Below are 25344 nucleotides of genomic sequence, written 5' to 3'. Positions count from 1 at the left end.
GACAGTCCCGGCGGCTTAGCGTCAGTGATCGTGCTTTCCGCCACGTACCGCTTTCCCGCCATCCGACTCCCGCAGCGTCCGACGCCGGTCCGGTATCTGCTGGCGGTCCTGCGCGCGCGGCCGTGGCTCGTCCTCGGCGCGGCGGTGACCGGGGCGGGCTGGTCGCTGCCGAGCGCCTTGCTGCCGCTGGTGATCGGCCGCGGCGTCGGCGCGATCGCGGACGGCGACACCTCCGCGCTGTGGCGCTGGTCGCTGGTCGCGGGTGTGCTCGGCGTGGTGCAGGCGCTGCTCGGCACCGGGCTGCACTTCGCGGCGTACGGCATGTGGATCCACGGCGCGGGCACCACGCAACGCCTGGTCACCGACCACACGACCCGGCTCGGCGCGACCCTGCGCGAGGCGGCCAGCACCGGCAACGTCGTCGCGGTCACCTCGTCGGACATGAACTGGATCGGCAACGCGTTCGAGGTCATCGGCCGCACGATCGGGTCGATCGTGGCCTTCGTGGTCATCGGGATCGCGATGCTCAGCACGTCGCCGCTGCTGGGCACGGTCGCGCTCGTCGGCGTCCCGCTCGCGGTTCTCGGCATCGGCCCGCTGCTCGCGCCGCTGCAGAAGCGCAAGACCACGCAGCGGGAGAATCTGAGCGAGGTGAACGCGCTCGGCGCGGACATCGTGTCCGGGCTGCGGATCCTGCGCGGCGTCGGCGGCGAACGGCGGTTCCTGCGCCGGTTCCACGACGCCAGCCAGCTGGTGCGCCGCTCCGGCGTCGAGGTCGGGCGCAGCGAATCGTGGCTCGCCGCGGCGGAAGTGCTGCTGCCCGGACTGGTCACGGTGGCGATCACCTGGCTGGGCGCCCGGCTCGCGCTCGACGGCACGATCGGCGTCGGCGAGCTCGTCGCGTTCTACGGCGTTTCGGCGTTCCTGGTGGTGCCGGTGAGCACGGCGACCGAGCAGGTCAGCGCGCTCAGCTCGGGCCTGGTCGCGGCGCGCAAGGTGTGCGGTCTGCTCGCCCTGCGGCCGAAGCTGGCCGACCCGGCGTCGCCGCAGCCGCTGCCGGACGGGCCGCTGGAACTGGTGGACACCACCAGCGGCATCCGGGTCGCGCCGGGCAAGCTGACGGTGGTCGACCTCGGTGCCGAAGCGGAGGCGATCGCCGAGCGGATGGCCCGGTTCGCCGATCCGGGCGAGGACGAGAAGGTGCTGGTCGGCGGGGTGCCCGCGGATCGCGTCGCGCTCGCCGAGTTGCGGACCCGCGTGGTGTACGCGCACAACCAGGACATCTGGTTCTCCGGGGTGCTGCGCGAACAGCTGGAGCCGGCGCGCCCGGGCAGCGTCGACATCTTCGCGGCGCTGCACGCGGCGGACGCCGAGGACATCGTCGAAGCGCTGCCGCGCGGGGTCGACGAGCTGATCGGCGAACGCGGGCGGGAGGTGTCCGGCGGCCAGCGACAGCGGCTGAGCCTGGCCCGTGCGCTGGCGACCGACGCCGACGTACTGCTGCTGGACGAGCCGACCTCGGCCGTCGACGCGCACACCGAGGCCCGGATCACCCAGCGCGCCAAGGAATTGCGGAACGGAAGGACGACGGTGGTGTTCAGCCAGAGTCCATTGTGGAGGAACGTGGCCGACGAGGTCGTGCACGGAAAGGCAGTGGCGGTATGACGACGCGGCTCCCGCTCGCGTCGAGGCGCGAAGTCCGGCAATGGGTGCGGCGTACGGCCGCCGAGCACCGGCGCGAGTTCTCCTTGATGCTCGGCCTGTTCTTCCTCGCCACGCTGATCGGGCTGGCCGGGCCGCAGCTGCTCGGCCTGCTGGTGGACGGCGTGGTCGAGCATGGCGCGACGCTGCGGGTCGATCTGCTGGCCGCGGCGTTCGTGGTGGTGCTCGTGCTGCAGGCGTGGGCGAAGAAGGCGGCCCGGCTGCGCGGACGCGTTTTCGGCGAACGCGTGCTGGCGGAGAACCGCGAACGGTTCGTCAAGAACGCGCTTGACCTGCCGCTGGGCACCGTCGAGGCGGCCGGGACCGGCGACCTGCTCAGCCGCGCGACCAGCGACATCAGCAGGCTGGACCACGCGGTGCGCTTCGCCGCGCCGGAAATCCTGATCGCCACCGCTACCGTGCTGCTGACGACCATCGCGATGATCGTGACGTCGCCGCTGCTCGCGCTCACCCTGCTCGTGGCGCTGCCGCTGCTGGTGCCGGTGAACATCTGGTACCAGCGGGTGATTCCGAAGGCGTTCGCGTGGATGCTCGACCGGTGGGGCGACCTGCAGTCGGTCACCCACGAGACGGTGGAGGGCGCGCGGACCGCGGAGGCGCTGAGCCTCACCGAGCGGCGGCTGAGCACCGGACATCGCGCGCTCGACCAGGCGGTGCTCGGCGAGCGGCGGATGCGGGCGTATCAGCTGCGCTGGCTGCCGTCGCTGGAGTTCAGCTACGTGCTGCCGATCGCGGCGCTGCTGCTGCTCGGGCTGTTCGCGTACCAGCAGGGCTGGGCCGGACTCGGCACGATCACCACGATGCTGGCGTACGCGCAGGCGATGACCACGCCGCTCAACGAGGCGCTGTTCTGGCTGGAAGACCTGCAGGTCGCGCTGGCCGCCGCGCGCCGGATCCTCGGCGTGCACCCGACCGAAACGGCCGCGAAGGTCACCGACGTGCCGCGCGGGCGCGACATCGAGGTGCGCGACGTCCGGTTCGGCTACACCGCGGATCGCGAGGTGCTGCACGGCATCAGCCTGAGCGTGCCGCGCGGCGAACGGCTGGCGATCGTCGGTCCGTCGGGTGCGGGCAAGTCGACGTTGGGCAGGCTGCTGGCCGGGATCTCGGCGCCGACAGCGGGTTCGATCCAGGTCGGCGGTACCGAGGTGTCGACGCTCGCGGACGACGTGCTGCGCGGCGAGGTTCTGCTGCTGACGCAGGAGCACCACACGTTTTCCGGAACGCTGCGGGAAAACCTGGCGCTGCCCGCCCGGCGCGACGGCGGGGACTGGACCGACGAGGAACTGATGGCCTCGCTCGCGTCCGCCGGTGCGGCGGAATGGGCGGCCGGACTGCCGGACGGCCTGGACACCAAACTCGGCTCCGGCGCGTACTCGGTCCCGGCCGGTCTAGCGCAGCAACTGGCGTTGGCCCGCGTCGTCCTGGCTGACCCGCACACGCTGGTGCTGGACGAGGCGACGTCGCTGCTGGACACCGGGTCGGCGCGAGAGCTGGAACGGTCGCTGAACGCGGTGCTCGAAGGCCGAACGGTGATCGCGATCGCGCACCGGCTGCACACGGCCGCCGCGGCCGACCGGGTCGCGGTCGTCGAGGGCGGGCAGATCACCGAGCTGGGTCCGCATCAGGAACTGATCGCGGCGGGCGGACCGTATTCGCGGCTAGTCGAGGCAGCGAGCTGAAGCGCGATTCCCGGACGACAAATCCGGCGCGGTGAAAGCTGCCGCGTAACTTTGGAAGAATCAGATTTCCCCAAATACACTGCCCGCATCGGAAGGGGGAGCGGGTAGTGACTGACAAAATGGGCGGCCGGCGGGCCCTCCTCGTAATCTCGGCGTTTCTGGCAGCCGTGGTGATCGCGGCGATCGTGATACCGCTTGCACTCAACAGCGGCAAGGTGTCCGGCCACGCGATCGCGGTGTCCCAGCAAGGTCCGTGGCAGCTGGGATCGGACCGGATCGCGCCGTACGACATCGGCATCGATTCCTGGGTCGTTGGCGACGATCTGGTTCTGGTGAACGACACCTATGCGGTCGCGTACGCACGGAGCGACGGCAAGGAACGCTGGCGGATCCCCTCCCCGTCCGGCCATTTCTGCGGGGCGAGCACCTCTGTCGTCGACAACCGCATCGCCGTCGGCTATGGGGATCTCTGCTCGAGCGCGGCCGTGCTGGATGTCAACGCGGGAAAGCTGCTGTGGCAGCGGGCGATGCCCATCACCTCGTCGGGAAGCCCATCGGAGGCGAAACTCGACGAGCACGCAGTGCTGGCGATCGTCGGCGGTTCGGTCGTGGTCGTGCACTACCAGCAGTTGCTCGGGCTGGACGCGGCCACCGGTGCCGTCCGCTGGTCCGAGGTCACGCCACCGACCGACGAGAAGGTGTACTCGAACTGCATTCCGTCGGACGGGATGCCGCGGAGCGCGGACTTCGTGCTGCTGTCCCACTGCAGCGCCAAGGACGCCGGCGACGACTTGTACGCCGCCGTTGCCGTCGATCCCGCGACCGGAAAAATCAAGCAGCACAACGAGTTCGTGAAGAGCAAGTCCTACCTCACGATGGCGTGGGTGAGCGCGTCGCCGCTGGTCGCCTACCTCAGCGATACCTCGAAAGGGTTGTACGAAACTCTCGACGACTCGCTCGAACCGGTCTCCAGCATCGAGGCCGGAGACGCGGTGAACGGCTTCATGGGCGACGACGGATTCGGCTACAGCCTGAGCGGGGTCTCCAACGGCACGTCACATCGACGTTCACGAGCACTCGTCACGGGCACCACGATGATCGCGCTGACAAACCCGCAGAAGCCCAACCGCCTCGCCGCGTTCGACCTCCGCACCGGTGCCAAACGCTGGGAAGTCCCGGCACCCGGCGGCGGCATTGTCGCGGCACCGCTCGCGGTGGAGGGCGGGCAGGTGATCGCCGTGGTCTCCGCTGGCGAGGACAATCCTGATCAGCACATCGTCAAGTTCGCACTGGACACCGGAGCTGTGACACCTGTGCGCACGGTCTCGCTCCCGGGTTCCGGCAATCGCCGCTTGGCACCGTGGTTCTGCCGCTTGTTCTGGGCAGACGGGGTCGTTTTCGGAGTCCGCGGGATCTACACCGCGCAGTCCACGGCGTTGGTATTCCGGCTCGGCTGAGCACGGTCGCTGAACGCGGTGCTCGAAGGCCGCACGGTGATCGCGATCGCGTACCGGCTCCACACAGCCGCGCGGCGAGCTAAGCGGAATGCCTGCTGGGGATTCGGCGTTGGCTCCGGACGGAACCATGCCGGCGGGATCGCGCCGGTGTCTGGGTGAGCGACGTGCTCGGCCCCCAGGCCGAGTGCGTCGCTCACCCAGACACCGGCTTGAAGGCGATCCCGCACGCCTCGGCGAAGCCGAGGCAGACAACACAGCGGGTGGGCGTGCTGTCGATCGGCCGGGAAGGCGCGGCCCCGCTCGCGGTGCCGGTTTGGTACGACTACGAACCCGGCGGCGAATTGCTGATCTGGATGGACCGCGGGTCGGCGAAGGACCGGGCGATCGAGGCCTCGGGCAAGCTGAGCCTCACGGTGCAGCAGGAAACCCAGCCGTACAAGTACGTCACGGTGTCCGGTCCGGTCGTGGACCGGTCCTCGGCGCCGACCGAGGAGCAGGCGCTCGCGATCGCCTCGCGGTACGCGCCCGAGGCCGAGGCGCGGCAGTTCGTCGAGGGCTCGCTCAAGGAGACCTCGGTGCTGGTGCGGGTGCGCACCGAACGCTGGCTCTCCAGCGACCACAGCAAGTAAAAGCCGTGAGGGGAACCCTGAGGGAATCTGATTCCCTCAGGGTTCCCCTCACGTACCTTTGGCTCAGGCTTTCACGAGCGCGTCGACCGCGCTGTAGAACATGCCGAGACCGTCGTCGGACGGGCCGGTGAGCGCGTCGATCGCGTGCTCCGGGTGCGGCATGAGACCGACCACGCGGCCGTTCTCGCTGGTGACGCCCGCGATGTCGTTGCGGGAGCCGTTCGGGTTGCCGCCGACGTAGCGGAACGCCACCCGGCCCTCCGCCTCCAGCATGTCCACAGTGGACTGGTCGGCGACGTAGCAGCCGTCGTTGTTCTTGAGCGGAATCAGGATTTCCGCGCCCGCCTCGTAGCGCGAGGTCCACGCGGTGGCGTTGTTGTCCACGCGCAGCCACTGGTCGCGGCACACGAAGTGCAGGCCGACGTTGCGGATCATCGCGCCGGGCAGCAGGCCGGCCTCGCACAGGATCTGGAAGCCGTTGCAGATGCCGAGCACCGGCATGCCCTTGTGTGCGGCGTCGATGACCGAGGTCATCACCGGCGCGTAGCGGGCGATCACGCCGGCGCGCAGGTAGTCGCCGTAGGAGAAGCCGCCGGGGACGACGACCGCGTCGACGCCCTTCAGGTCGTCGTCGGCGTGCCAGAGCGAAACGGCTTCGGCGTCGGCGTAGCGGACCGCGCGGGCGGCGTCGCCGTCGTCGAGCGTGCCGGGGAAGGTGATGACGCCGATGCGGGCGCTCACGCCTCGACCCGCCGGATCGTCCACTGCTCGATCACCGGGTTGGCGAGGAAGCCCTCGGCCATCTTGGCCAGCGTCTCGTCATCGACGTCGTCGTCGACCTCGAGTTCGAAGTGCCGCCCCTGGCGCACGTCGGCGACCCCGGAGAAGCCCAGCCGCGGCAGCGCGCGCGCCACCGCCTGGCCCTGCGGGTCGAGGATCTCGGGTTTGGGCATGACGTCGACAACGACTCGAGCCACGGCTGGCTGCTCCTTATTTCTGCAGGTCGTGGGTGCGGTTGAAGCGTACTTCACTAGCCTGACCGGCAGACAGACCGGTATCGAGGGGGAGACATGAACCACCCGCCGCAAGGCCCGTACCCGCAGCAGGGTCCTTATCCGCCGCGCGGGCCGCAGCCTGGCCAGTATCAGCAGCCTTATCCGCCGCAGGGCCAGCCTTTCGGGCAATACCCTCAGCCGCCGAAGAAGAAGTCGAAGGCCGGGTTGTGGATCTCGCTCGGCGCGGCGGTCGTGGTGCTCAGCGGCGCGGTCGCGTTCACCGGCTGGGTGACCCCCGGCTTCTTCAAGGAGAAGCTGGACACGACGTCGCACGGGACGCCGGAGCAGGTGACCCAGTCGGTCGCGAACTCGATCACCGAGCAGACCGGGCTGGACCAGCTGTGGTGCAAGATCCGCTCGAAGCGGTCCTACCCCGCCGACGAGTTCTTCCGGAGCGCGAAGGGCGAGGCCAAGATCAGCAACCCGGTGCATCCGACCGGCCCGCAGGAGCGTGCGGCCACGATCACCGCGGGCAACCTCGCCTACGGCATCGCGATCATCCCGGACGGCAACGGCTGGTGCGTGCGCGACGCCAAGTCCGACGGCGAACCGGCCCCGCTGGCCAGCCTGTCGACCGACCCGAAGCCGCGTCCCCAGGTGAAGGACGGCACGGACGCCGCGATGAAGTTTATCGACGCGGTCAACGCGCGCGACATCCCGGCGGCGCTGTCGGTGATGTGCCGGGACGCGCCGGACACTACCCGCGACGGCACCCAGCAGTGGATTTACGGCGAGACGAAGCTGACCGTGCGCAAGACGGACGTGCTGAAGACCGCGGGCCGGACCATCGTGCACGTCGACGCCAAGGTCGACGGCACCGCCAAGGAGGGCCGGGTGGAGACCGACGACCAGGCGGTGGACGGCGCGTGCGTCACCTCCTTCGACCCCACTTCTGACTGATCGGTTTTCCGGGGACTTGCGCGTAGCGTGACCTGCGCCATGATGTGTCGTTGACAGGGTGTCAACACCACCGGGAGGCAGCGTGCCAGAGCAGGACTCCTTCGACTACGTGATCGTCGGCGCGGGCAGCGCGGGCTGCGTGCTGGCGAACCGGCTGAGCGAGGACCCGTCCGCACGGGTGCTCCTGCTGGAGGCGGGCGGCGAGGACACCGCGGACGAGGTCCGGATCCCGGCGGCGTTCGCGTCGCTGTTCAAGACGAAGTGGGACTGGAACTACGAGACCGTCGAGCAGAAGCACACCGGCAAGAAGGAGTACTGGCCGCGCGGCCGGATGCTCGGCGGGTGCTCGTCGATCAACGCGATGATCTACATCCGCGGCAACCGCGCCGACTACGACGGCTGGCGCGATGCGCACGGAGCCACCGGCTGGGGCTGGGACGACGTGCTGCCCTACTTCAAGCGCGCCGAGGGCAACCAGCGCCTCGGCGGGCCGCTGCACGGCACGGACGGCCCGCTGAACGTCGAGGACCGGCGGTTCACGCACGAGCTGTCGCACGCGTGGGTGGACAGCGCCGTTTCGTGGGGGCTCAAGCACACCGACGACTTCAACGGCGAATCGCAGGAAGGGGCCGGGCTCTACCAGGTCACCTGCAAACGCGGCCGCCGCTGGTCCACGGCGGACGCTTACCTGCGGCCCGCCCTGCAGCGGCCGAATCTCACGGTCCGGACGAACGCACAGGTCACGCGCGTGGTCTTCGAGGGCACCCGCGCGGTTGGCGTGTCCTATTTGGACAAAGGCGTGCCGACGACCGTCCACGCGGACGCCGAAGTGTTGCTGTCCGGCGGCGCGATCAACTCGCCGCAGCTGCTGATGCTTTCCGGCGTCGGACCTGCTGAGCACCTGCGGGAACTGGGCATCGACGTGGTCGCCGCGCTGCCCGGTGTCGGCGACAACCTGCACGACCACCCGGCCGTCGGCGTGATCTGGTCGACGAAGGGCACCACCGACATCGCGGACTCCGCGACCCCGGCCGGGCTGGTGCGCTACCAGCTGACCAAACGCGGCCCGCTCGCGTCGAACATCGGCGAGGCAGGCGCGTTCTACTCGACCCGCGACGGCCTCGACGCGCCGGACATGCAGATCCACGTGGCCCCGACGTTGTTCTACGACAACGGAATGCGCGAACCGACCTGCCCTGGCTTCACGTCCGCGGCGACGCTGGTCGACGTCGCGAGCCGCGGCCGGCTCCGGCTGAAGTCGGCGAATCCGTTGTGGAAGCCGGAAATCGACCCGGCTTACTACGCGGAGTCGATCGACCTGGAGTCGATCAAGTCGGCGCTGCGGTCGCTGATCGAGATCGGCCGGTCCGGCCCGTTGGCGAAGTTCCTGGACCGGCCGTTCCTTCCAGCGACGCACGAGCTGTCGGATGAGGCGCTGACCGAGCATGTCCGGGAGAACACGCAAACGCTGTATCACCCCGTCGGCACGTGCGCGATGGGCAGCGGCGAGCACGCGGTGGTGGATCCGGATCTGAAGGTGCGCGGGGTTTCGGGGCTGCGGGTGGTGGACGCTTCGGTGATGCCGGTGGTGCCGCGCGGGAACACCAACGCGCCGACGATCATGGTGGCGGAGAAGGCGGCGGACTTGATCCGGGCTCGATGACCGCTCTGTCGGACTGGCGAGATCTGCTTGCCTCCTGGGCGATTCCGGACACCGTGCACCCTCCGGAATCGCCGTGGGTCCTTCCGCGGGAGGTGTTTCTCCGGCGGGCCGATCGGCAGATCGCTGAGCCGATCGGGGCGACGCACCGGTTGGCCGCCGAGGCGTTGCAGGAGCCGGGCACGGTGCTCGACGTCGGCGCGGCGGCCGGGGCGGCGAGTCTGCCCCTGGTCGGCCGGTCGAACGTCACCGCGGTGACGGCGTTGGACACCGACGACGAGTTGCTCGCCGCGTTCGCCGAGAGGGCGGCGGGCATCGAGCATCGGCTGCTGTCCGGCAGGTGGCCTGAGCTTGCCGCGGACGCTGGGGTGGCGGATGTCGTCGTGTGCGGGAACGTGGTTTATAACGTCCCCGACCTAGCCCCGTTCGCTGCGGCGCTCACTGCGGCGGCGCGGCGACGGGTCGTGGTCGAGACCGCCGCGCGGCATCCGTTGACCGAGCTTAACCCGTTGTGGCAACGGTTTCACGGCATCGAGCGACCAACCGGGCCGACCGCCGAGGACTGTGTCGCGGCGCTCGCGGAAGTGGGGATCGAACCGGAAGTCGTGGCGTGGCAACGGCCGCCGGAGCCGGAGTACGCGGAGTTCTCGACGACGGTGGACGTCGTCCGGCGGCGGTTGTGCTTGCCTGCCGACGCGGCCGGGGAGGTCGAGCGAGCCTTGCTGGGCCCGGGCGTGGACCCGGAAATGCCACCAGATCTCGGGTCTTCCGGCCGGGATCTGGTGACGCTGGTTTGGCCCGGGTCCGCTTAACGGACGCGTTCGAGGGCTGGCACCCGGGCGGGCTGCAGCGTGAACAGGTGCCCGGCAAGGAAAACCAAGGCGAGAATGAGATAGGAGTCGCCGACGAGGTGCTGCCACGGGGTCCACGCGAGTTCTTTCATTCCGCTGGACGGCACAAGCGTGTGCGGCGCGGCGATGAACACCGCGACTCCCACGATCAACGCGACGGCGGCTTGAGGTGTGCGAACCCGGGCGGCGAGGATGAGCACTGACGGCACGATCCAAACCCAGTGGTGCGACCAGGAAATCGGCGACAGGACAAGCACGGCCGCCGCGTTAACGACGAATGCGAGCGGTCCGTCGACGCGCCGCATGATGAGCACGGCGGCGACCAGGACGAACGCGGACAACGTCAGCCACAGCAGGTCGTGCGCGGGCGGCAGCAGGGCGAGGCGGTTGAGTGCGCCTTCGATGGTCTGGTTGGTCGCGTAGGGAGAACCGCTGAAGCCGTCGGCGTTGGTGAGGCCGCCGCCGAAGAAGTACTCCGCGGACGCGCGCGGGGCGACCAGGAAACCGAGGAGGGTGGCCGCGGCACCGGTGAAAAGGGCGTTTCGGGCGGCGCGGAAATCCTTGGTGAGCAAGAAGAACAGGAGGAAACCGGCGGGCGTGACCTTGATCGCGGCGGCCAGGCCGACCAGCACGCCGCGTGGCCAGCGAGGATTGGGTGCGAGGCAGTCGACAGCGACCAAGGCCATCAGGACGAGGTTGATCTGTCCAAAAGAGAGCGTCGAGCGCACCGGCTCGAAGGCGAGCGCCGCGACGGCCAGCGCCGACGCGGTCGCTGCTGAGGTGCGGCGACTCCAGCCCTGCCGCAGACGGCGGACCACGGCGTAGAGGACGGCCCAGAGCGACGCGGCGGAGACGACGTCGAGCAGAACGGACGCGACGGACAACTTCGGGAACGCCAAGGCAGAGAAGAGAAACGCGGCGAACGGCGGGTAGATGAAGGGCAGCATGGACCCGGCCGTGGTGGTGGGCAGCGCACCGTAGAGGTCGCCGCCGTGGAGGACGGCATCCGCGCCGAAACGGTAGACCTGCAGGTCAACCGGACTGACGCTGCTGATGAAGGCCGCTACTCCTGCGACGAGCGCGATCGCGCCGAGAGCGAGCAGCAAGGCGGAGATCCGCCCAGCTTTTCCGTGCCACCACATACGCCGGCCATTGTAACCACGCGGTCTGACGATCTTGACCCGGAATCGAACCTGGCGGCTATCGCGAGCGTTCTTCCCGGTAGGCGTGCAGAATTTCGCGCGCCTCGTCCGCGGAACGGCGGATGCTGTCCGCGACGACGTCGACAAACCGTGCGATGCCCTCCAACCGGACAGCCGCCTGCGTGTCCGGACCCAGCACCTCGACGCCGCGCCGCGCGGTTTCCGCGAGACGGAGGTTGGCGCGGACGGTGGCCATGATCGATTCGTAGAAGACGTCGTCGTCGACCAGGTAGCGCTCGCGGCGGCCCTCGTCGCGTTCCCGGCGGACCAAGCCCTGGTGTTCGAGGAACGCGATCGCCTTCGACACCGACGCGGGGCTGACCCGCAGGCGCCGGACGAGTTCGGCGGCGGTGAGCCCGCCGGAATCGGTGGTGTAGAGCGCGACCAGCAGCCGAGCGGTCATCTTCGGAAGCCCGGCGTCGGTGAAGACGGCGGCGAACGACTCCTCGTACTCGCGCACCGCATCGGTGTCGCGTCCGCCCTCCGGCGGGACCGGGCGAGCGCGACGGACGGCCGACTGCCTGCTCCGGTGGGCGCGGTGCTCGGTGGCGTGCTGGGCGAGGTCGGCACGGTAGCCGGCCGGACCGCCGTTGCGCAGCACCTCGCGCGTGACCGTCGAGGTGGGCCGGTCGAGCCCGCGCGCGATCTCCGCGTACGCGAGACCGTCGGCTAGCCCGCGCGCGATCTGGTGCCGTTCCTGCTGGGTGAGTCTGCCGCCGGGCATCGCGATCTCCTTCGTTCCTGGCCGGACGATAGCGTTGACGTTACCCCCATTGCAACACTCCCGTTGCGTTGACCTTAGCCCTCGTTGCAACGATGCACTGCCTTCCACCTGCGTATATCCCTTGAAAACGCAACAAGCGTGTTGGCAGAATCTGGAAACGCAACGTAGCGTTTCTCGGGTCAGAAACAACTGGGGGAAGGAACCCGAGCGTGCCCGCCACCGAGAACTACCAAACCGCCGAACTGCTCCTGCGCCGCCCCGCCCGCCCCGGCGAGCTGGTCGTCGGCGACCGCGTCCGTCCACAGTGGATCGACGGCGGCGCGCGCTTCTGGTACGCCGTGAACCACGGCGACAGCAAGCAGTTCTTCCTCGTCGACCCGGCCGCGGGCACCCGCACCCCGGGCTTCGACCCGACAACGCTGCCTGCCGTGCCGCCTCCTGGCGCCCCGCTGGACGTGCCCTCGCCGGACGGCAAGGTCGCGGTGTCCCCGCGCGGCGCGGACCTCTGGGCGGTTTCCGGCGCCCGGGAATGGCCGCTGACCAGCGACGGCGCGCCCGGCTACCAGTACGGCACCAACCCGGAAAGCCTCGGCAACAGCACCCTGCTGCGGAAGTTCGGGCTGCCGCACCTGCCGCCCGCCGTGACGTGGTCGCCGGATTCGACGAAGGTGCTGACTCACCGGACGGACGAGCGCGAGGTCCGCGAGACGCATCTGCTCGAAGCCCGGCCCGCCTACGGCAGCGCACCGGCGCTGCACACCCAGCGCTACCCTTACACCGGCGACGAGCACATGGCGCTGGCCGAACTGGTGGTGCTGGACGTCGCCAGCGGCACGGTGGTCCGCGCGCAGGCTGAACCGCTGCTCGCGCCGATGATGTCGCCGGTGATGGCCAAGTGGGCGTGGTGGGCGGCGGACAGCTCGGCGGTGTACTTCCTCCGCCAGCCGCGCGATCGGCACACCCTCAGCCTGCACCGGATGGACCCGGTGACCGGCGAGGTCACCACGGTGCTCAGCGAAACCGGGCCGACCCGCGTCGAGCCCAACCAGTGGCTGTACGAGCCGCCAATCGTGCGCGTGCTGGAGAACGAGGTGCTGTGGTACTCGCAGCGCGACGACTGGGGCCACTTGTACCGCTACGACCTGCACACCGGCGAGCTGCTGAACCAGGTCACGTCCGGGGATTGGGCGGTGCGGCAGATCCTGCACGTCGACGGGGAGACGGTGTACTTCGTCGCGTCCGGGCTGGTCGCGGAGGATCCGTACCGGCGCACGGTGTGCCGGATCGGCTTGGACGGCACCGGATTCGCCAAGGTGACCGACGATGCGCTGGACCACGCCGTCACGATGCCGGACAGCATGGCGTACTTCGTCGACTCGGCGTCCACTGTGGACACCCCGCCGGTGGCGACGGTCCGCGATTGGACCGGCCGCGTACTGGTCGAGCTGGAGCGGGCGGACATCACGAAGCTCGCCGCGACCGGCTGGACGCCGCCGGAACCGTTCTGTGTCAAGGCGGCCGACGGGGTTACCGACATCTACGGCGTACTGTACCGGCCGCACGGCTTCGATCCGGCGAAGAAGTACCCGGTCGTGGACAACATCTACCCCGGCCCGCAGGTCACCCGGACCTCGCCGTCCTTCGACCCGGGCGGCATGGGCCTGGACGCGGAACCCCTTGCCGCGCTTGGCTTTGTGGTGCTCGCCGTGGACGGACGCGGTACGCCGGGCCGGAACAAGTCGTTCCACGACGCGTCTTACGGCAAGCTCGCCGACGCGGGCAGCCTGGACGACCACCTCGCGGCCATGCGGCAGCTCGCCGAGACGCGACCGTGGATGGATCTGGACCGTGTGGGCGCGTTCGGGCATTCCGGCGGCGGATTCGCGACTGTGCGGGCGATGTTGGACTACCCCGAAGTCTACCGGGTCGGCGTCGCGTTGTCCGGTTCGCACGACGCGCAGCACTTCAGCCTGGACTTCGTGGAGGCCTACGACGGCGCGGACAATCCGCAGGCGTGGGCGGCATCGTCCAATGTGGAGATCGCGGATCGGTTGGCGGGCAAGCTGTTGCTCGTGCACGGCGAGATGGACGACCGCGTGCATCCGGACAACACGCTCCGGCTGGCGGATCGGCTGATCGCGGCGAACAAGGACTTCGAGCTGCTCATCGTTCCCGGCGCCGAGCACGTGTTCATCGACTGCCTGTCCTATGTTCGCGCCCGCGGCTGGGATTTCCTGGTGCGCGAACTGATGGGCGAGCAGCCGCCGGCGTACCGGCCCGCGCCGATCGTGCTCGACCCGGAGCTGCTCAGCGAGCTGTTCGCCTAACGGTTTGTCGACATTGCCCGTTTTTGTCGGACCCCGTCGCTACGGTTCCTGTCATGAGCACTTCCCTCTACTACGACGCGAGCCGGGCGACCGCGCTCACCCCGACCGAGACAGCGGCTATCGAACGCATCGTCACCGCCCGCCAGTCGTCTTTCCCTTACCCAGACGAGGAATCCCTCTACCTGTACGAGGAAGGCGGCAGCGAGCCGGACGAGATTGTGGCCGGGTCAACCAAAATCCCGTTCGATCCCGACCGGATGATGGCGGTGCTCGAACACGTGCTGGGCTCGGTGACCGAGTTGCGCCGCGCTCTTCCGGACGCGGAATGGCGCGTGCACCTCGACGATTTCGATCTGCCGTGGGATGAGAGCGAGGGGTACTTCCTCCCCTCGTGACGCGGGCGGCCAGGCGCTGTCTCAGGCCTGGCCGACCCGCCGCAGCGCCTCGCGGGTGAGGTCCTTAAGCGTCGGATAACCGTCGACAGCCATGATCAAGTCAGCTTCAGCGAGCAAGGTACGCAGAACATGGACAACGCCGTCCTCACCAGCCAACGACAAGCCCCACGCATACGGGCGGCCGACGCCCACCGCGGTCGCGCCCAAAGCCAGCGCCTTCACCACGTCGGCTCCGGAGCGCACGCCGGAGTCGAACAGGACCGGCGTGCCGTTCGCGGCGTCGACCACCTCGGCCAGGCAGTCCAGCGCCGGGAGACCGCCGTTGGCCTGCCGTCCGCCGTGGTTCGAGCAGTAGATCCCGTCGACGCCGCCGTCGATGGCACGACGGGCGTCGTCGGGATGCTGAATGCCTTTGACCAGCAAGGGAAGCTTCGTCAGCGACCGCAGCCAGGGCAGGTCTTCCCAGGTGAGCGGGTTGCCGAAAAGCTGCGCCCACAGCCCGACTGCGGCCGCCGGATCGTCCTCCGGGGCCTTGCCGAGCCGCTTCCGGAACACCGGGTCGGTGAAGTAGTTGGCCAGGCAATGCCCGCGCAGCTGCGGGAAGTTCGCGGTCGACAGGTCACGCGGACGCCATCCGGTGACCCAGGTGTCGAGCGTGACGACGATGCCGCGGAAACCCGCCGCCTCGGCGCGTTGCACGAGCGAGGCGGCGAGGTCGCGGTCGGTCGGCGTGTAGAGCTGGAAGAAGCCCGGGGTGTCGCCCAGTTCCGGGACGAGCGTTTCCACCGGGTCGACGCTCAGTGTCGAAGCGACCATCGGCACGCCCGTTCGCGCGCTGGCACGCGCGGTCGCGAGATCGCCGTGGCCGTCCTGCGCACACAGGCCGATCACCCCGACCGGCGCCAGGAACAGCGGCGACGGCAGCTTCATCCCGAACAGGTCCACCGACAGGTCGCGTTCGTTCGCGCCGACGAACATCCGCGGGACGAGTCCCCAGCGCTCGAATGCCTCGACATTCCCGCGCTGGGTCCGCTCGTCGCCCGCCCCACCGGCCACATAGGACAGTACGGACGGCGGAAGCGCTTGTGCCGCACGCGCTTCCAGTTCCGCGTACGCCATCGGCAGGTCCGGGACGCGGCCGGAGAGCCCGGCGAAATAGATCTCGTGCTGGAAATCGCCGAAGCCGGGCAACAGTTCTCCTCAGCGCTTGCCGTGCAGGACGGTGACCAGCTTGGCGACCAGTGCGTCCGTGGATTCCTTGCGGGAGAAGGAAGTGAGGGTGAGCGGCGCGGTGAACCGCTGCCGGGCCACTGCCTTCGGACGGGCGAACTCGCGCAGCCCCTCCGGGCCGTGGATCCGGCCGAACCCGGAATCGCCGACGCCGCCGAAGGGCAGCGACGCGATGCCGGCGAACGACAGCGGCGCGTTCACCGAGGTCATGCCCGCGCGCAGCCGCGACGCCAGCTCGGCGCCGCGTGCCCGCGAGAACACCGTCGAGCCGAGGCCGTACTTGGTCGCGTTGGCCTTTTCGATCGCTTCGTCCATGTCGCGGACCCTGGCGATGGTGACGGTCGGGCCGAACGTCTCCTCGCGCACAGCCTCGGAGTCCTCCGGGACGTCGACCAGCACGGTCGGCTGGACGTAGCGGTCGCCGACGCTCTCCACGCCGCCAACCAGCGCCTTTCCGCCGCGCTTCAGGGCGTCCTCGATGTGGCTGCGGATCACCGAGAGCTGCGAGGGCATGGTGATCGGGCCGTACTGCGCGTCCTCGTCCGAACCCGCGCGCACGTTCTTCGCCTTCTCGACGACCCGCGCCACGAACTCGTCGGCCACGCGTTCGTGCACGTAGACCCGCTCGACGCCGATGCAGGTCTGGCCGGAGTTGGAGAACGCGCCCCAGACGGTGGCATCAGCCGCCGCTTCGAGGTCCGCGTCCGTGTCGACCAGCAGCGCGTCCTTGCCGCCCGCCTCGATCACGACCGGGGTGAGCGTGTTCGCGGCGGCGGCCATGATCTTCTTGCCGGTGGCCGCCGAGCCGGTGAACGCGATCTTGTCCACGCCGGAGCCGACCAGCGCGGCCCCGGTCTCGCCGAAGCCGGTGATCAGCTGCAGCACCGGCTGTTCGGGCACGATCTCGGCGAACGCGTCGACCAGCCATTTCCCGACGCCGGGGGTGTACTCGCTGGGCTTGAACACGACGGCGTTGCCCGCGGCCAGCGCGTACGCGATGGAACCGAGCGGCGTGAACACCGGGTAGTTCCAGGGCCCGATCACGCCGACGACGCCGAGCGGTAGGTACTCCACGGTCGCGGCCTGGTTGGCCATCAGCAGGCCGGACGAGCGGCGGTGCTTGCCGAGCACCTTGCGGGCGTTCTTCGCCGCCCACGCGATGTGCTCGATCGCCAGCACGCTCTCGAGCTGGGCGTCCGCGACCGGCTTGCCGGTTTCGTCCCGCACGACCTGGCACAGCTGCGGCAGCCGCCGGGTGAGCACGCCCTTCCAGCGCTGCAGCCGCTCCGCGCGACCGGCGAAGCCGAGGCCGTCCCACCAGCGCGCGGCCGCCCTCGCCCGCTCGACGGCGGCGCTGACCTGCTCGGCCGTGTGCACCGGGTAGGTCCCGACGACCTCGTCGGTGGCCGGGCTGAGCGAATCGAACGTCTCGCCGACGGGCGTCGGCTTCGGCTGGACCGCGGTCATCGGCGTTCTCCCCGTCTCGGTGAACCCCCAGGCTACGAGGTTGCTGACACTCTGCCAACAGTTGCCCGGGCTTCCAGCCAGCATGTCATCCGAGGGCAGGCGCGGAAAGTCCTCCGACCGGGAGTCCTCGCTGGCCGCCCTCGTGGCCGGGCCTGCGGCGTAGGGTTGAACCGACCGATCTTGGTAAGGAGAAAACCTGATGCGGATCGTCCATTTCGGACATTCCTGCGTGCTGCTCGAGACCGCCGCGGAGCGGATTCTGCTCGACCCGGGCACGTTCTCCACCGGCTTCGAGGCCGAGCGCGAACTGTCCGCGGTGCTGATCACCCACCAGCACTTCGACCACCTCGACGTCGAACGGCTGCCCGGCCTGCTCAAGGCGAACCCGGACGCGAAGCTGATCGTCGACCCCGGTTCGGCCGAGGCGATCGAGAAGCTGCACCTGGAGTTCGAGGTCGCGCGCCCCGGCGACGCGTTCGAGTTCGGCGGCACCTCGGTGTCGGTCGTCGGCGGCGAGCACGCGGTGATCCACGCCGACATCCCGGTGATCCCGAACATCGGCTACCTCGTCGACCACGGCGCGTTCTACCACCCGGGCGACTCGTTCTTCGTGCCCGAGCAGAAGGTCGACGTGCTCGGCCTGCCCACCGGGGCACCATGGCTGAAGGCCGGCGAAGCGGTGGACTTCCTGCGCGCGGTCGCGCCGCGCCGCTCGGTGCCGATCCACGAGGCGGTGCTGGCCAACCCGGCGATGCACTACGGGTTGTTCCAAAACCTCGCCCCGGAGGGTACCGAGGTGCAGGTGCTGGAACGAGGCGTCGCGACGGAGGTCTAGGTCTACGCGGGCGCGGTGTGACGCAGGGAGCCGTAGGTGCTCCCGAAGGCCCGGTTTTCGAGGGCGACGTCCACCGCGTCCAGCAACGCCTGCCGCAAGCCGGGGCGGCTGAGGTCAGCGGCGTCAATGCCAAGCCGCACCAGCCCGCCTCGGCGCGCGGCCCGGGCGGAGGCCAGTACGAGCGCGAAGCAGCGGACAGTCTCCGTACGGTGCGACTGGCTCGCGAAGTCCTGTACCCGCGCGCGCCGAATCTCGCCGGTCACCAGGTCCCGCACAGCGTTCTGGTCGGCGCACAGCGAGAAGCCGTGCTCCCGCAACGCCTGCACCGTGCCAGGCGACGCGAGCCACCGCGGCGGCGCGAAACCGTCGACAGTCACGCCAGTCGCGTCGAGAGCCGCCTTCGCTGCGATAAGCCTCAGCCGCGCTTCGTGCGCAGGCAGCATGGCGAACTCGGCCTTGCGCCCCAGGTGCACCGCACGATGCGTCGGCGGAATGCGGTGGTCGTAGCCGTTGAGCAGCACCGAGTCGCCCGCCGCCGCGCGCGTGCGGACCCAGGCCGTGACGGGCCCGTCCTCCGTGCGCGCGACGTGCAGAATCGACAGCGGGACGTGCCGACGTTCGAGTTCGGCCGCCAGATGCGCACAACGGTGCAGCGTGCGCGTGGTGACCCCGGACAGCGAGACCAGCAGGCGAGCATCCACGCCACCATTGCGCCGGAGCCGTGTGGCGACTGCCTGACCACACCGTGAACTACGAGTGAGACTTACGCGGCGGACAGTCACCGCCCCGTATGCGTGCTGTTTATGCAGCAGTCTTGCGGCAGTGCCAAATGAGCATCGAGGGTACGTCCTTCGCTGCCGCAGCCAGCGCTTCCGGGATCAGCCCGTTGAGCGACCACGGCCAGAGATCCCACGGCCCACCACCCGGAACCTGCCGCGGCTCGGTATGCGCGGGCGTCGGCTCCTGACAACTCACCGGCGCGAAACCCGCGGCGAGAAACGCGCGCAGATAGTCACCGACGCGATGGTGATACGTGCGCACCCTCGCTGGCGCACCGTCGGCCGCGCGTACGGACGGAATCGACCCACGCTGGACCTGCTCGGGATGCACGTCGGACAGGAGGAGGTGCCCACCCGGAGCGAGAACCCGCGCGAACTCGGCGATCACCGGCGTTAGGTCCGGCACATGCGACAACGCGAGGCCACAAAGCACCAGATCCTGCGAACCGTCGTCGACCGGGAGTTCGTGCAGGTCAGCGACGAGCGTCGAGTCAGCCTTGGCGTGGCTGAGCATCTCGGCGGACCCATCGACGGCGACGACGTGGTGACCACGTTCGACCAGGAGCCGGGTGAGACGCCCAGTGCCGCAAGCAGCGTCGAGCGCGCGACCGGGCCGGATGGTGTCGAGGATCTTGGTGAGATGGGGTTCGTCGGCGAACGCAGCGTTCTCGCCGGAGTCATACGCAGCGGCCCAACGAGCGTAACCATCTCGCGGGGCGAGCTGAGTTACCTCGACACCTTCATCCAGGTCTCCGTCGGCTAGGAGCGCGCGGATTTCCGCGAGGCGCGCTTCAACGAACTCGCGATCGTGCTCGCCTGTGAACGCGCGGAGCAACGCGGCTCCTTCGATGCCGATGAGGTAGGCGAGGGGATGCTCGTAGCTCACCCTTGTGGACGCTAACCGGGCAAATGCCGCAGGGCCACCGATTTTCGCGCTCGCCTACCCTGCCATGGCCCGGACCTGTCGCTGTTCCCCTGGGGAAGGCACGCCGTGGCGACCGGGGCCGTTTTCACGACTGGGCTCAGCAACTCACGGATTGCCCGGTTTGGCTGCCTCCACGAGCCGCCGCACCGCGACCGCGACGCGCCCGCGCAGGTCGGGATCGATGAGGGCCCCGTTCTCGACTGCCTGGCGAGGAATGGGAATCCGCGCACAAGCGTCGTCGACGATGCGGGTGCCCGCGTAGGTGAGCGTCTTGCGAAGGGACTCGTGCGCGTCCGCACCGCCAGTCGGCGCGGCGACCGAAGACGCGTTGATCCACGCGACAGGCTTCCCGTACATCTCACCGCCGCCGATAGTCCAGTCGAGCAGATTCTTGAACGACCCCGGCAGGCCGCCGGCGTACTCCGGGGTGCAGAACAGGACGCCATCCGCCGCCCCGATCGCCTCCCGCAACGCCGCGACTTCGTCCGGCAACGGATCCCGATCGAGATCAGGATTGAAGTGCGGCAGCCCGTCGAGCCCACCGTACACAGTGGACGGAGCAAACCCAGCCGCGGTCGCGATGACAGCCGCATTGACCGAACCGGCCCGCAGACTGCCGCTGATGAGCAGAATCACGAAGCCCAGTGTGCCAGCGCGGACGGTTCGGCGGGGTTGCCTTTTTCGGCAGGTGCCGAACGTTCACCCACTGCGACCGCGCGAACGCAATCGCCGCACGACAAGCTCCGGCGGCGGGTGCCTCAGGCCGAGCCCGCTTCGAGGTGCGCCAAACTGCGCAGAGGCTTGGCGGTGGACGGGCATGAAGGATCGGATTCCAGCCGAGCGCAGGTCCTGAAACAGCCGGATCCAGACCGCGACCGGACCCGCGCCGGAGCAGCCGCACAGCATGCCAAGACCACGGTCGCCCCGGGCCAGAACAGTCACGCAGCCCACCAAAACCACGGTCACCCCGCGCCGGAACTGGCGCACATGCCAAGACCACGGTCGCCCCGTGCCAGAGCGACCTCGCAGTCCACCAAAACCACGGCGATCCCGCGCCGGAGCAGCTGCGCAGCATGCCAAGTCCAGGGTCGTCCTGCGGCAGAGCAACCCCGCAGCCCACCAAAACCACGGCGATCCCGCGCCGGAACTGGCACGCAGCCCGCCGAGGCGACGATTAGCCGCGAGCTGTCACGCGCATCGACCTCACTCCCACACCACCCCTCCCCGCTGCCCCTGTGCCAATCCAGCCGCTGCGGCGGCAGCGCGGGTTCCTGGGTCCAGGGGGTTCGGGCCGATCGCCGCGATTGAAGCCTCGTCCGGTTCCAGAACCGCCACCTTCGCGCCTGCCTCGCGGAGGTCTGCCAGCACCTGTTCGAGCGGACGTTCCGTCGGGAAGGGCTCCGCCGCGCCCATCGGGACCACCACTGTCACCTGAGCAGAACCTGTTGCGTAGTCGGCATTCGCGGAGGAACGGACACCGCCGTCGACATAGCGCTTGCCGTTGATCGGCACCACCGGCCAGATGCCGGGCACCGCGCAGCTTGCCTCTACCGCGACGACCAACGGGACGCCGGACGCGCGGTCGAACACCATCGGCTCACCGGTTTCCGCTTCCACCGCAACGATTTTCACCGCACGCTCAGGCCAATCGTGGGACGGCAGGCGGGATTCGATCACCGCGCGTCGTCGCGGTTCCGGGACGGTTTCCGCGGCCAGGGCGAGCTTTCCCATCTCCCGGCGGATTTCCGCCGCGGTGCTGCCGTCGGCCAGCACCGCGGCGAAATCCTCGCCGAACTTTTCCGGGTCGAACTCGGCCGCGATCTCCGCCGCTTGCAAGGACGGGTCGGTCTGCCGCGCGTACAGCTGCGGCAACGGCAATCCGCTGCCCAGCTGCGCCGCCACGGCCGCGCCCGCCGACGTGCCGATCAGCACGTCGGCTCCGGTGAGGTCCTGGCCCGCTTCCGCTAGCCCGGCCAGCAATCCGGTCGTCCACGCGATCCCGGCGACGCCACCGCCGCCCAACACCAAAGCTCGGCTCATGCCGCTCCTTTCACCGGTACCCACTCTGCCCTACGGCACCGACAATTTCCGGAGCGCCGACTCAAGCAGGGCGTCCGTCTCGGGAATCGGCAAGGCCAGCTCCAGCAACGTTTCCGCCACCTCGCGGTACTTCGCCACCCGCGCGGGACTCGAACTGCTCGCGCTCTCCCGCAGCAACCGCTCGTGGACGATCGACGGCAGGTCCGCGAAATCGAAAATCGTGAACCCCCTGCCCAGATCGGGGTGCCGGTCCGCCGGGACCACTCGCACCTCGGCCTTGCCTTCCGCCAACCGCTCGCGCAGGTACCGCAGCTGCTCCGCCATCGCGTCCGCGCCGCCGATCCTCTTGTGCAGCGCCGTTTCCCCCAGCACCAGCACACACCGCGCGCCCGAATCGAGCACCGCTCGCCGCGACAGCCTCTCGGCTACCCGCGCCTCCACTTCGTCCGCGACAGCGCCCGAAGCACTCGACAGCAGCGCTCGCGCGTACCCGCTCGTCTGCAACAACGGCGGCACCACCTCCGGCTCCCAGCCGAACACCGCGTCCGCCGTGCGCTCCCACTCCAGGTACGGCTCTTCTCCGCCGCCGTCTATCCAGTCCTGCTCTCGCGCTCCTCGCGCCATCTCCACTATTCGCCTGCGGTCCGGCCCGATCACCCTGCAGTGCGCCAGTACCGCTCCGATGTCCTCCGGCTTCGGCAGCCGCAGTCCTCTTTCCCAATTCGTCACGAAACCAGGCGTCATCCCCAGCAACCGGGCCAACTCTCTTACGCCCAGTCTTCTTCTCTCCCGCGCCGCGCGTAACTCCAGGCCCAATGCCCTCGCGCGCGGTGTTGCGTACGGTGTGGTCATGGTTGCAGTGTGTCAGGGGGTGCCGACAGTTTTCGGGGTTCTCTCCCCCCTGGCCCTTCGCTCTTTCCCCTGTCCTACAGCCACTCCTCCAGCGACAACCCCGTCATCCTCTCGTACGCCTCCACGTACCTTCCCCTCGTCGCCTCCACCACTTCACCCGGCAACGGCGGCGGCTGCACGTTCGACGCCCTGTCCCAGCCCGACTCCGGCCCCGTCAGCCAATTGCGCACGTACTGCTTGTCGAACGACGGCTGCACCCTTCCCGGCTCGTACCCCTCCGCCGGCCAGTACCGCGACGAATCCGGCGTCAGCACTTCGTCCGCCAGCACCAGCGCGCCCGTCTCGTCCACGCCGAACTCGAACTTCGTGTCCGCCAGCAGGATTCCGCGCTTCGCCGCCACTTCCGCGCCACGGCGGTACACAGCGAGCGTCGCCTCGCGTAGCTCCTCCGCGCGCTTCGCACCGATAGTCGCGACCACTGCGTCGAACGAAACGTTCTCGTCGTGCTCGCCGAACGCCGCCTTCGTCGCGGGCGTGAAGATCGGCGACGGCAGCTTCGAAGCCTCCACGAGGCCCTTAGGCAGCTCTACGCCGCACACTGCGCCCGTACGCTGGTAGTCCGAGTAGCCGGAGCCCGTGAGGTACCCGCGCGCGACAGCTTCGACCGGAAGCATGTCGAGACGGCGTACGAGCAGCGCGCGTCCGCGCACCTCGGCAGGGATGCGCGGGTCGTCGTACGCGACAAGGTGGTTCGGGACCAGGTCCGACAGCTGCTCGAACCAGAACACGCTCATCGCCGTGAGCACGCGGCCCTTGTCGGGGATAGGCGTGTCCAGGATGAAGTCGTAGGCGGAGATGCGGTCCGAGGTGACCAGCAGCAGGTGGTCGTCTCCCACCGCGTACAGGTCCCGGACTTTTCCAGCGGCGATCTTCGGGTAATCGGCGAGCGTCGTCACTGCTGCACCCTAACCCGACGGCCGGCACTACGAGGATGATGCAGGTCATGGCCTACCGCTGGATCTCGTTCACTTCCGACTACGGGCTGCACGACGGCTTCGTGGCCGCCTGCCACGGGGTCATCGCCGGCATCGCGCCCGACGTACGCGTTCTCGACGTGACTCACCTCGTACCGCCGCAGCAGGTACGCTCAGGCGCGGCAGTGCTCGCGCAGACCGTGCCGTCGCTGCCTAAGGCCGTGCACCTCGCTGTCGTCGACCCAGGCGTCGGTACAGAGCGTCGCGGCATCGTGGTGGTCGCGACGCACGGCATCTTGGTCGGCCCGGACAACGGTCTGCTGCTACCCGCCGCAGAGGCGCTAGGCGCCGTGTACGCGGCGTACGTGATCGATGTGCGCACGCCGACGTCCGCGACCTTTCACGGCCGAGACATCTTCGCCCCAGTTGCCGCGAAGCTCGCTCTCGGCGCGCACCCTGGTTCCTTCGGGCCCGCTATCCGCGACCTGGTCCGACTGCCGGAACCGATGGTCGCCGCGTTCCCGGGCAAGCTGGTCTCGGACGTGCTGACCGTCGACCACTTCGGCAACGTCCAGCTCGCCGCCACCCCCGCTGACCTCGACCTAACCGGGTTGACCGGTGAGGTGACGGTGCACAGCGAGCACGTCGCGGTGTCCGCCGCGATCGGCCGGACCTTCGCCGACGTGCCCCGCGGCGCGAACCTCGTCTACGCCGACTCGGCGGGCAAGCTGGCCGTCGCGGTCAACGGCGGCTCGGCGGCCTCGGTGTTGCGGATCGGGCCGGCCGAGGAATGCACCATCACCGCGTCGCCGACCGCCAGCTGACCGGGCCGGGTCACCGCCGCCTTCATGCCGAAGAGGACGCCGCCGTCCGGATCGCGGTGGTACGCGGCGAGCGAGCGAATCGGCTCTGGGCCGGAGCGCTTGCCGGTTTCCTGGTCGACCATCGGCACCGAGCACCGGACGCACAGCTTCGCGTAGGCGAACTCGGCCCCGCCGGCTTCCATCCGCCGGACCGAGTCCTCGGCGTGCGGTTCCACCCAGCCGCGGATCACGAGGTTCGGCCGGAAGCGGTCCATCGGCACGGGTTCGGCGCCGCGCTCGGCGATTCGTTCGTTCAGGTGGTCCAAAGAGGACTCGGAGATCACGAGGATCGCGTGCCCGTCGGCGAACCTCGCGGTTCCGGGAGTTTCGCCGCTCGTCACTCGGTCGTGTTCGGGTGTGACGCCGAGGAGCACGGACGGCTGGCCGACGACGGTGGAGAACCACTCTGCGGCATCGGCACCCTGGTGGACGCCCTCGCCGGTCCAGTTGAAGGTGGCTGCGGGGTGTCGTTGGCCGTCCTTTTGGACCTCGATGGTCAGGTCTTCGATCCCCGGCGCGGACAGGGTGAGGCGGGTGCCATCGTCCAGGACGCGGGGTCGGATGGCGGCCATGATCGGGGAGCGGCGCTGGCTGCGGAACTCGCCGTCGGGGGCGGTGACGATGAACTCGCGGTCGTGCGCGAGACCGGCTGGGGTGACGTCGGCGGACTGGACTGTCGTGCCGGCGCAGCCTTTGACCGGGTAATACGTGAGCTGCGAGATCGTCCCCATGAGGTTCACGGTACCTGTTCGTCCGAAGGGGATTGGGGTGCACG

The 25344-nt window shown here is 69.3% G+C and carries 24 protein-coding genes; 11 read left to right on the top strand and 13 right to left on the bottom strand.

Features of this window, described 5'->3' with window-relative positions:
• The first annotated feature begins 30 nt into the window (after window positions 1–30).
• The 4 genes from AB5I40_RS28440 to AB5I40_RS28425 all read left to right on the top strand — a co-directional run bounded on the left by AB5I40_RS28440 (window position 31) and on the right by AB5I40_RS28425 (window position 5490).
• Window positions 31–1665 carry an ABC transporter ATP-binding protein gene (locus tag AB5I40_RS28440; RefSeq protein WP_370933203.1) on the top strand — a complete coding sequence of 545 codons (1635 nt, stop codon included), beginning with the start codon at window positions 31–33 and terminating at the stop codon, window positions 1663–1665.
• Window positions 1662–3404 carry an ABC transporter ATP-binding protein gene (locus tag AB5I40_RS28435; protein ID WP_370933202.1) on the top strand — a complete coding sequence of 581 codons (1743 nt, stop codon included), beginning with the start codon at window positions 1662–1664 and terminating at the stop codon, window positions 3402–3404. Before AB5I40_RS28440 ends, AB5I40_RS28435 begins: the two co-directional genes overlap by 4 nt.
• A gap of 107 nt (window positions 3405–3511) precedes the next feature.
• Window positions 3512–4861: a PQQ-binding-like beta-propeller repeat protein gene (locus tag AB5I40_RS28430; protein WP_370933201.1), complete on the top strand. Its 1350-nt coding sequence runs from the start codon at window positions 3512–3514 to the stop codon at window positions 4859–4861.
• A gap of 209 nt (window positions 4862–5070) precedes the next feature.
• Complete coding sequence (locus AB5I40_RS28425) at window positions 5071–5490, top strand: pyridoxamine 5'-phosphate oxidase (protein WP_370940624.1); 420 nt, start codon at window positions 5071–5073, stop codon at window positions 5488–5490.
• Window positions 5491–5553: 63 nt separating this feature from the next.
• Here the strand turns inward: AB5I40_RS28425 and purQ are convergent, their stop codons facing one another.
• Entirely contained in the window at window positions 5554–6231 is a 678-nt protein-coding gene (gene purQ, locus AB5I40_RS28420) for a phosphoribosylformylglycinamidine synthase subunit PurQ (RefSeq protein WP_354746019.1), read from the bottom strand.
• Window positions 6228–6467: a phosphoribosylformylglycinamidine synthase subunit PurS gene (gene purS / locus AB5I40_RS28415; protein ID WP_037808692.1), complete on the bottom strand. Its 240-nt coding sequence runs from the start codon at window positions 6465–6467 to the stop codon at window positions 6228–6230. Before purS ends, purQ begins: the two co-directional genes overlap by 4 nt.
• Window positions 6468–6560: 93 nt before the next feature.
• Between purS and AB5I40_RS28410 the strand changes: the two genes are divergently transcribed.
• From AB5I40_RS28410 to AB5I40_RS28400, 3 genes are all read left to right on the top strand, one after another.
• Entirely contained in the window at window positions 6561–7445 is an 885-nt protein-coding gene (locus tag AB5I40_RS28410) for a hypothetical protein (RefSeq protein WP_370933199.1), read from the top strand.
• A gap of 82 nt (window positions 7446–7527) precedes the next feature.
• Complete coding sequence (locus tag AB5I40_RS28405; protein WP_370933198.1) at window positions 7528–9108, top strand: GMC family oxidoreductase; 1581 nt, start codon at window positions 7528–7530, stop codon at window positions 9106–9108.
• On the top strand, window positions 9105–9917 hold the full coding sequence (locus tag AB5I40_RS28400) for a class I SAM-dependent methyltransferase (protein ID WP_370933197.1): 813 nt from the start codon (window positions 9105–9107) through the stop codon (window positions 9915–9917). Before AB5I40_RS28405 ends, AB5I40_RS28400 begins: the two co-directional genes overlap by 4 nt.
• On the opposite strand, the gene AB5I40_RS28395 is transcribed toward AB5I40_RS28400, so the two are convergent.
• Both AB5I40_RS28395 and AB5I40_RS28390 read right to left on the bottom strand, forming a co-directional pair.
• Window positions 9914–11098, bottom strand: a complete 1185-nt coding sequence (locus AB5I40_RS28395) for a glycosyltransferase 87 family protein (RefSeq protein ID WP_370933196.1) — start codon at window positions 11096–11098, stop codon at window positions 9914–9916. The two genes, AB5I40_RS28400 and AB5I40_RS28395, sit on opposite strands and share 4 nt — an antisense overlap.
• Before the next feature lie 58 nt (window positions 11099–11156).
• Entirely contained in the window at window positions 11157–11882 is a 726-nt protein-coding gene (locus tag AB5I40_RS28390; RefSeq protein ID WP_370933194.1) for a helix-turn-helix domain-containing protein, read from the bottom strand.
• Window positions 11883–12091: 209 nt separating this feature from the next.
• Here AB5I40_RS28390 and AB5I40_RS28385 point away from each other — a divergent pair, with 209 nt between their 5' ends.
• Window positions 12092–14209, top strand: coding sequence for a prolyl oligopeptidase family serine peptidase (locus tag AB5I40_RS28385; protein WP_370933193.1), 2118 nt, complete (start codon window positions 12092–12094; stop codon window positions 14207–14209).
• Window positions 14210–14262: 53 nt separating this feature from the next.
• Window positions 14263–14604 (top strand): hypothetical protein, encoded by a 342-nt coding sequence (locus tag AB5I40_RS28380; RefSeq protein WP_370933192.1) that lies wholly within the window; start codon window positions 14263–14265, stop codon window positions 14602–14604.
• A 21-nt stretch (window positions 14605–14625) separates the two neighbouring features.
• Here AB5I40_RS28380 and AB5I40_RS28375 read toward each other — a convergent pair whose 3' ends face one another.
• Together AB5I40_RS28375 and AB5I40_RS28370 are read right to left on the bottom strand one after the other, a co-directional pair.
• Window positions 14626–15795 carry a lactate 2-monooxygenase gene (locus tag AB5I40_RS28375; protein WP_370933190.1) on the bottom strand — a complete coding sequence of 390 codons (1170 nt, stop codon included), beginning with the start codon at window positions 15793–15795 and terminating at the stop codon, window positions 14626–14628.
• Window positions 15796–15804: 9 nt separating this feature from the next.
• The gene (locus AB5I40_RS28370; RefSeq protein ID WP_370933189.1) at window positions 15805–17301 is read right to left on the bottom strand and encodes an aldehyde dehydrogenase family protein; all 1497 of its coding nucleotides are present in this window, start codon (window positions 17299–17301) and stop codon (window positions 15805–15807) included.
• A 199-nt stretch (window positions 17302–17500) separates the two neighbouring features.
• Between AB5I40_RS28370 and AB5I40_RS28365 the strand changes: the two genes are divergently transcribed.
• Window positions 17501–18136 (top strand): MBL fold metallo-hydrolase, encoded by a 636-nt coding sequence (locus tag AB5I40_RS28365; protein ID WP_370933187.1) that lies wholly within the window; start codon window positions 17501–17503, stop codon window positions 18134–18136.
• A 2-nt stretch (window positions 18137–18138) separates the two neighbouring features.
• Here the strand turns inward: AB5I40_RS28365 and AB5I40_RS28360 are convergent, their stop codons facing one another.
• The 6 genes from AB5I40_RS28360 to AB5I40_RS28335 all read right to left on the bottom strand — a co-directional run bounded on the left by AB5I40_RS28360 (window position 18139) and on the right by AB5I40_RS28335 (window position 23688).
• On the bottom strand, window positions 18139–18837 hold the full coding sequence (locus AB5I40_RS28360; protein ID WP_370933185.1) for a DUF2334 domain-containing protein: 699 nt from the start codon (window positions 18835–18837) through the stop codon (window positions 18139–18141).
• 100 nt (window positions 18838–18937) lie between these two features.
• Entirely contained in the window at window positions 18938–19801 is an 864-nt protein-coding gene (locus AB5I40_RS28355; protein WP_370933184.1) for a class I SAM-dependent methyltransferase, read from the bottom strand.
• Window positions 19802–19945: 144 nt separating this feature from the next.
• Entirely contained in the window at window positions 19946–20476 is a 531-nt protein-coding gene (locus AB5I40_RS28350) for an NADPH-dependent FMN reductase (protein WP_370933182.1), read from the bottom strand.
• 567 nt (window positions 20477–21043) lie between these two features.
• The gene (locus AB5I40_RS28345) at window positions 21044–21880 is read right to left on the bottom strand and encodes a patatin-like phospholipase family protein (protein WP_370933180.1); all 837 of its coding nucleotides are present in this window, start codon (window positions 21878–21880) and stop codon (window positions 21044–21046) included.
• A 30-nt stretch (window positions 21881–21910) separates the two neighbouring features.
• A complete protein-coding gene (locus tag AB5I40_RS28340; RefSeq protein ID WP_370933178.1) occupies window positions 21911–22732 on the bottom strand; it encodes a helix-turn-helix domain-containing protein in 822 nt (273 codons plus the stop codon).
• A 74-nt stretch (window positions 22733–22806) separates the two neighbouring features.
• Window positions 22807–23688 (bottom strand): phosphoribosylaminoimidazolesuccinocarboxamide synthase, encoded by an 882-nt coding sequence (locus AB5I40_RS28335; RefSeq protein ID WP_370933177.1) that lies wholly within the window; start codon window positions 23686–23688, stop codon window positions 22807–22809.
• 47 nt (window positions 23689–23735) lie between these two features.
• On the opposite strand from AB5I40_RS28335, the gene AB5I40_RS28330 reads away from it, so the two are divergent.
• Window positions 23736–24530, top strand: coding sequence for an S-adenosyl-l-methionine hydroxide adenosyltransferase family protein (locus AB5I40_RS28330; protein WP_370933175.1), 795 nt, complete (start codon window positions 23736–23738; stop codon window positions 24528–24530).
• Here the strand turns inward: AB5I40_RS28330 and AB5I40_RS28325 are convergent.
• Window positions 24413–25300: an MOSC domain-containing protein gene (locus AB5I40_RS28325; protein ID WP_370933174.1), complete on the bottom strand. Its 888-nt coding sequence runs from the start codon at window positions 25298–25300 to the stop codon at window positions 24413–24415. The two genes, AB5I40_RS28330 and AB5I40_RS28325, sit on opposite strands and share 118 nt — an antisense overlap.
• Between the last annotated feature and the right edge of the window lie 44 nt (window positions 25301–25344).

Origin of the sequence: Amycolatopsis sp. cg13 (assembly GCF_041346965.1) — a bacterium.
Taxonomy (GTDB): domain Bacteria; phylum Actinomycetota; class Actinomycetes; order Mycobacteriales; family Pseudonocardiaceae; genus Amycolatopsis.
Note: the sequence above shows the minus strand (reverse complement) of the source record. Positions and strands in the feature narration are given on the sequence as shown.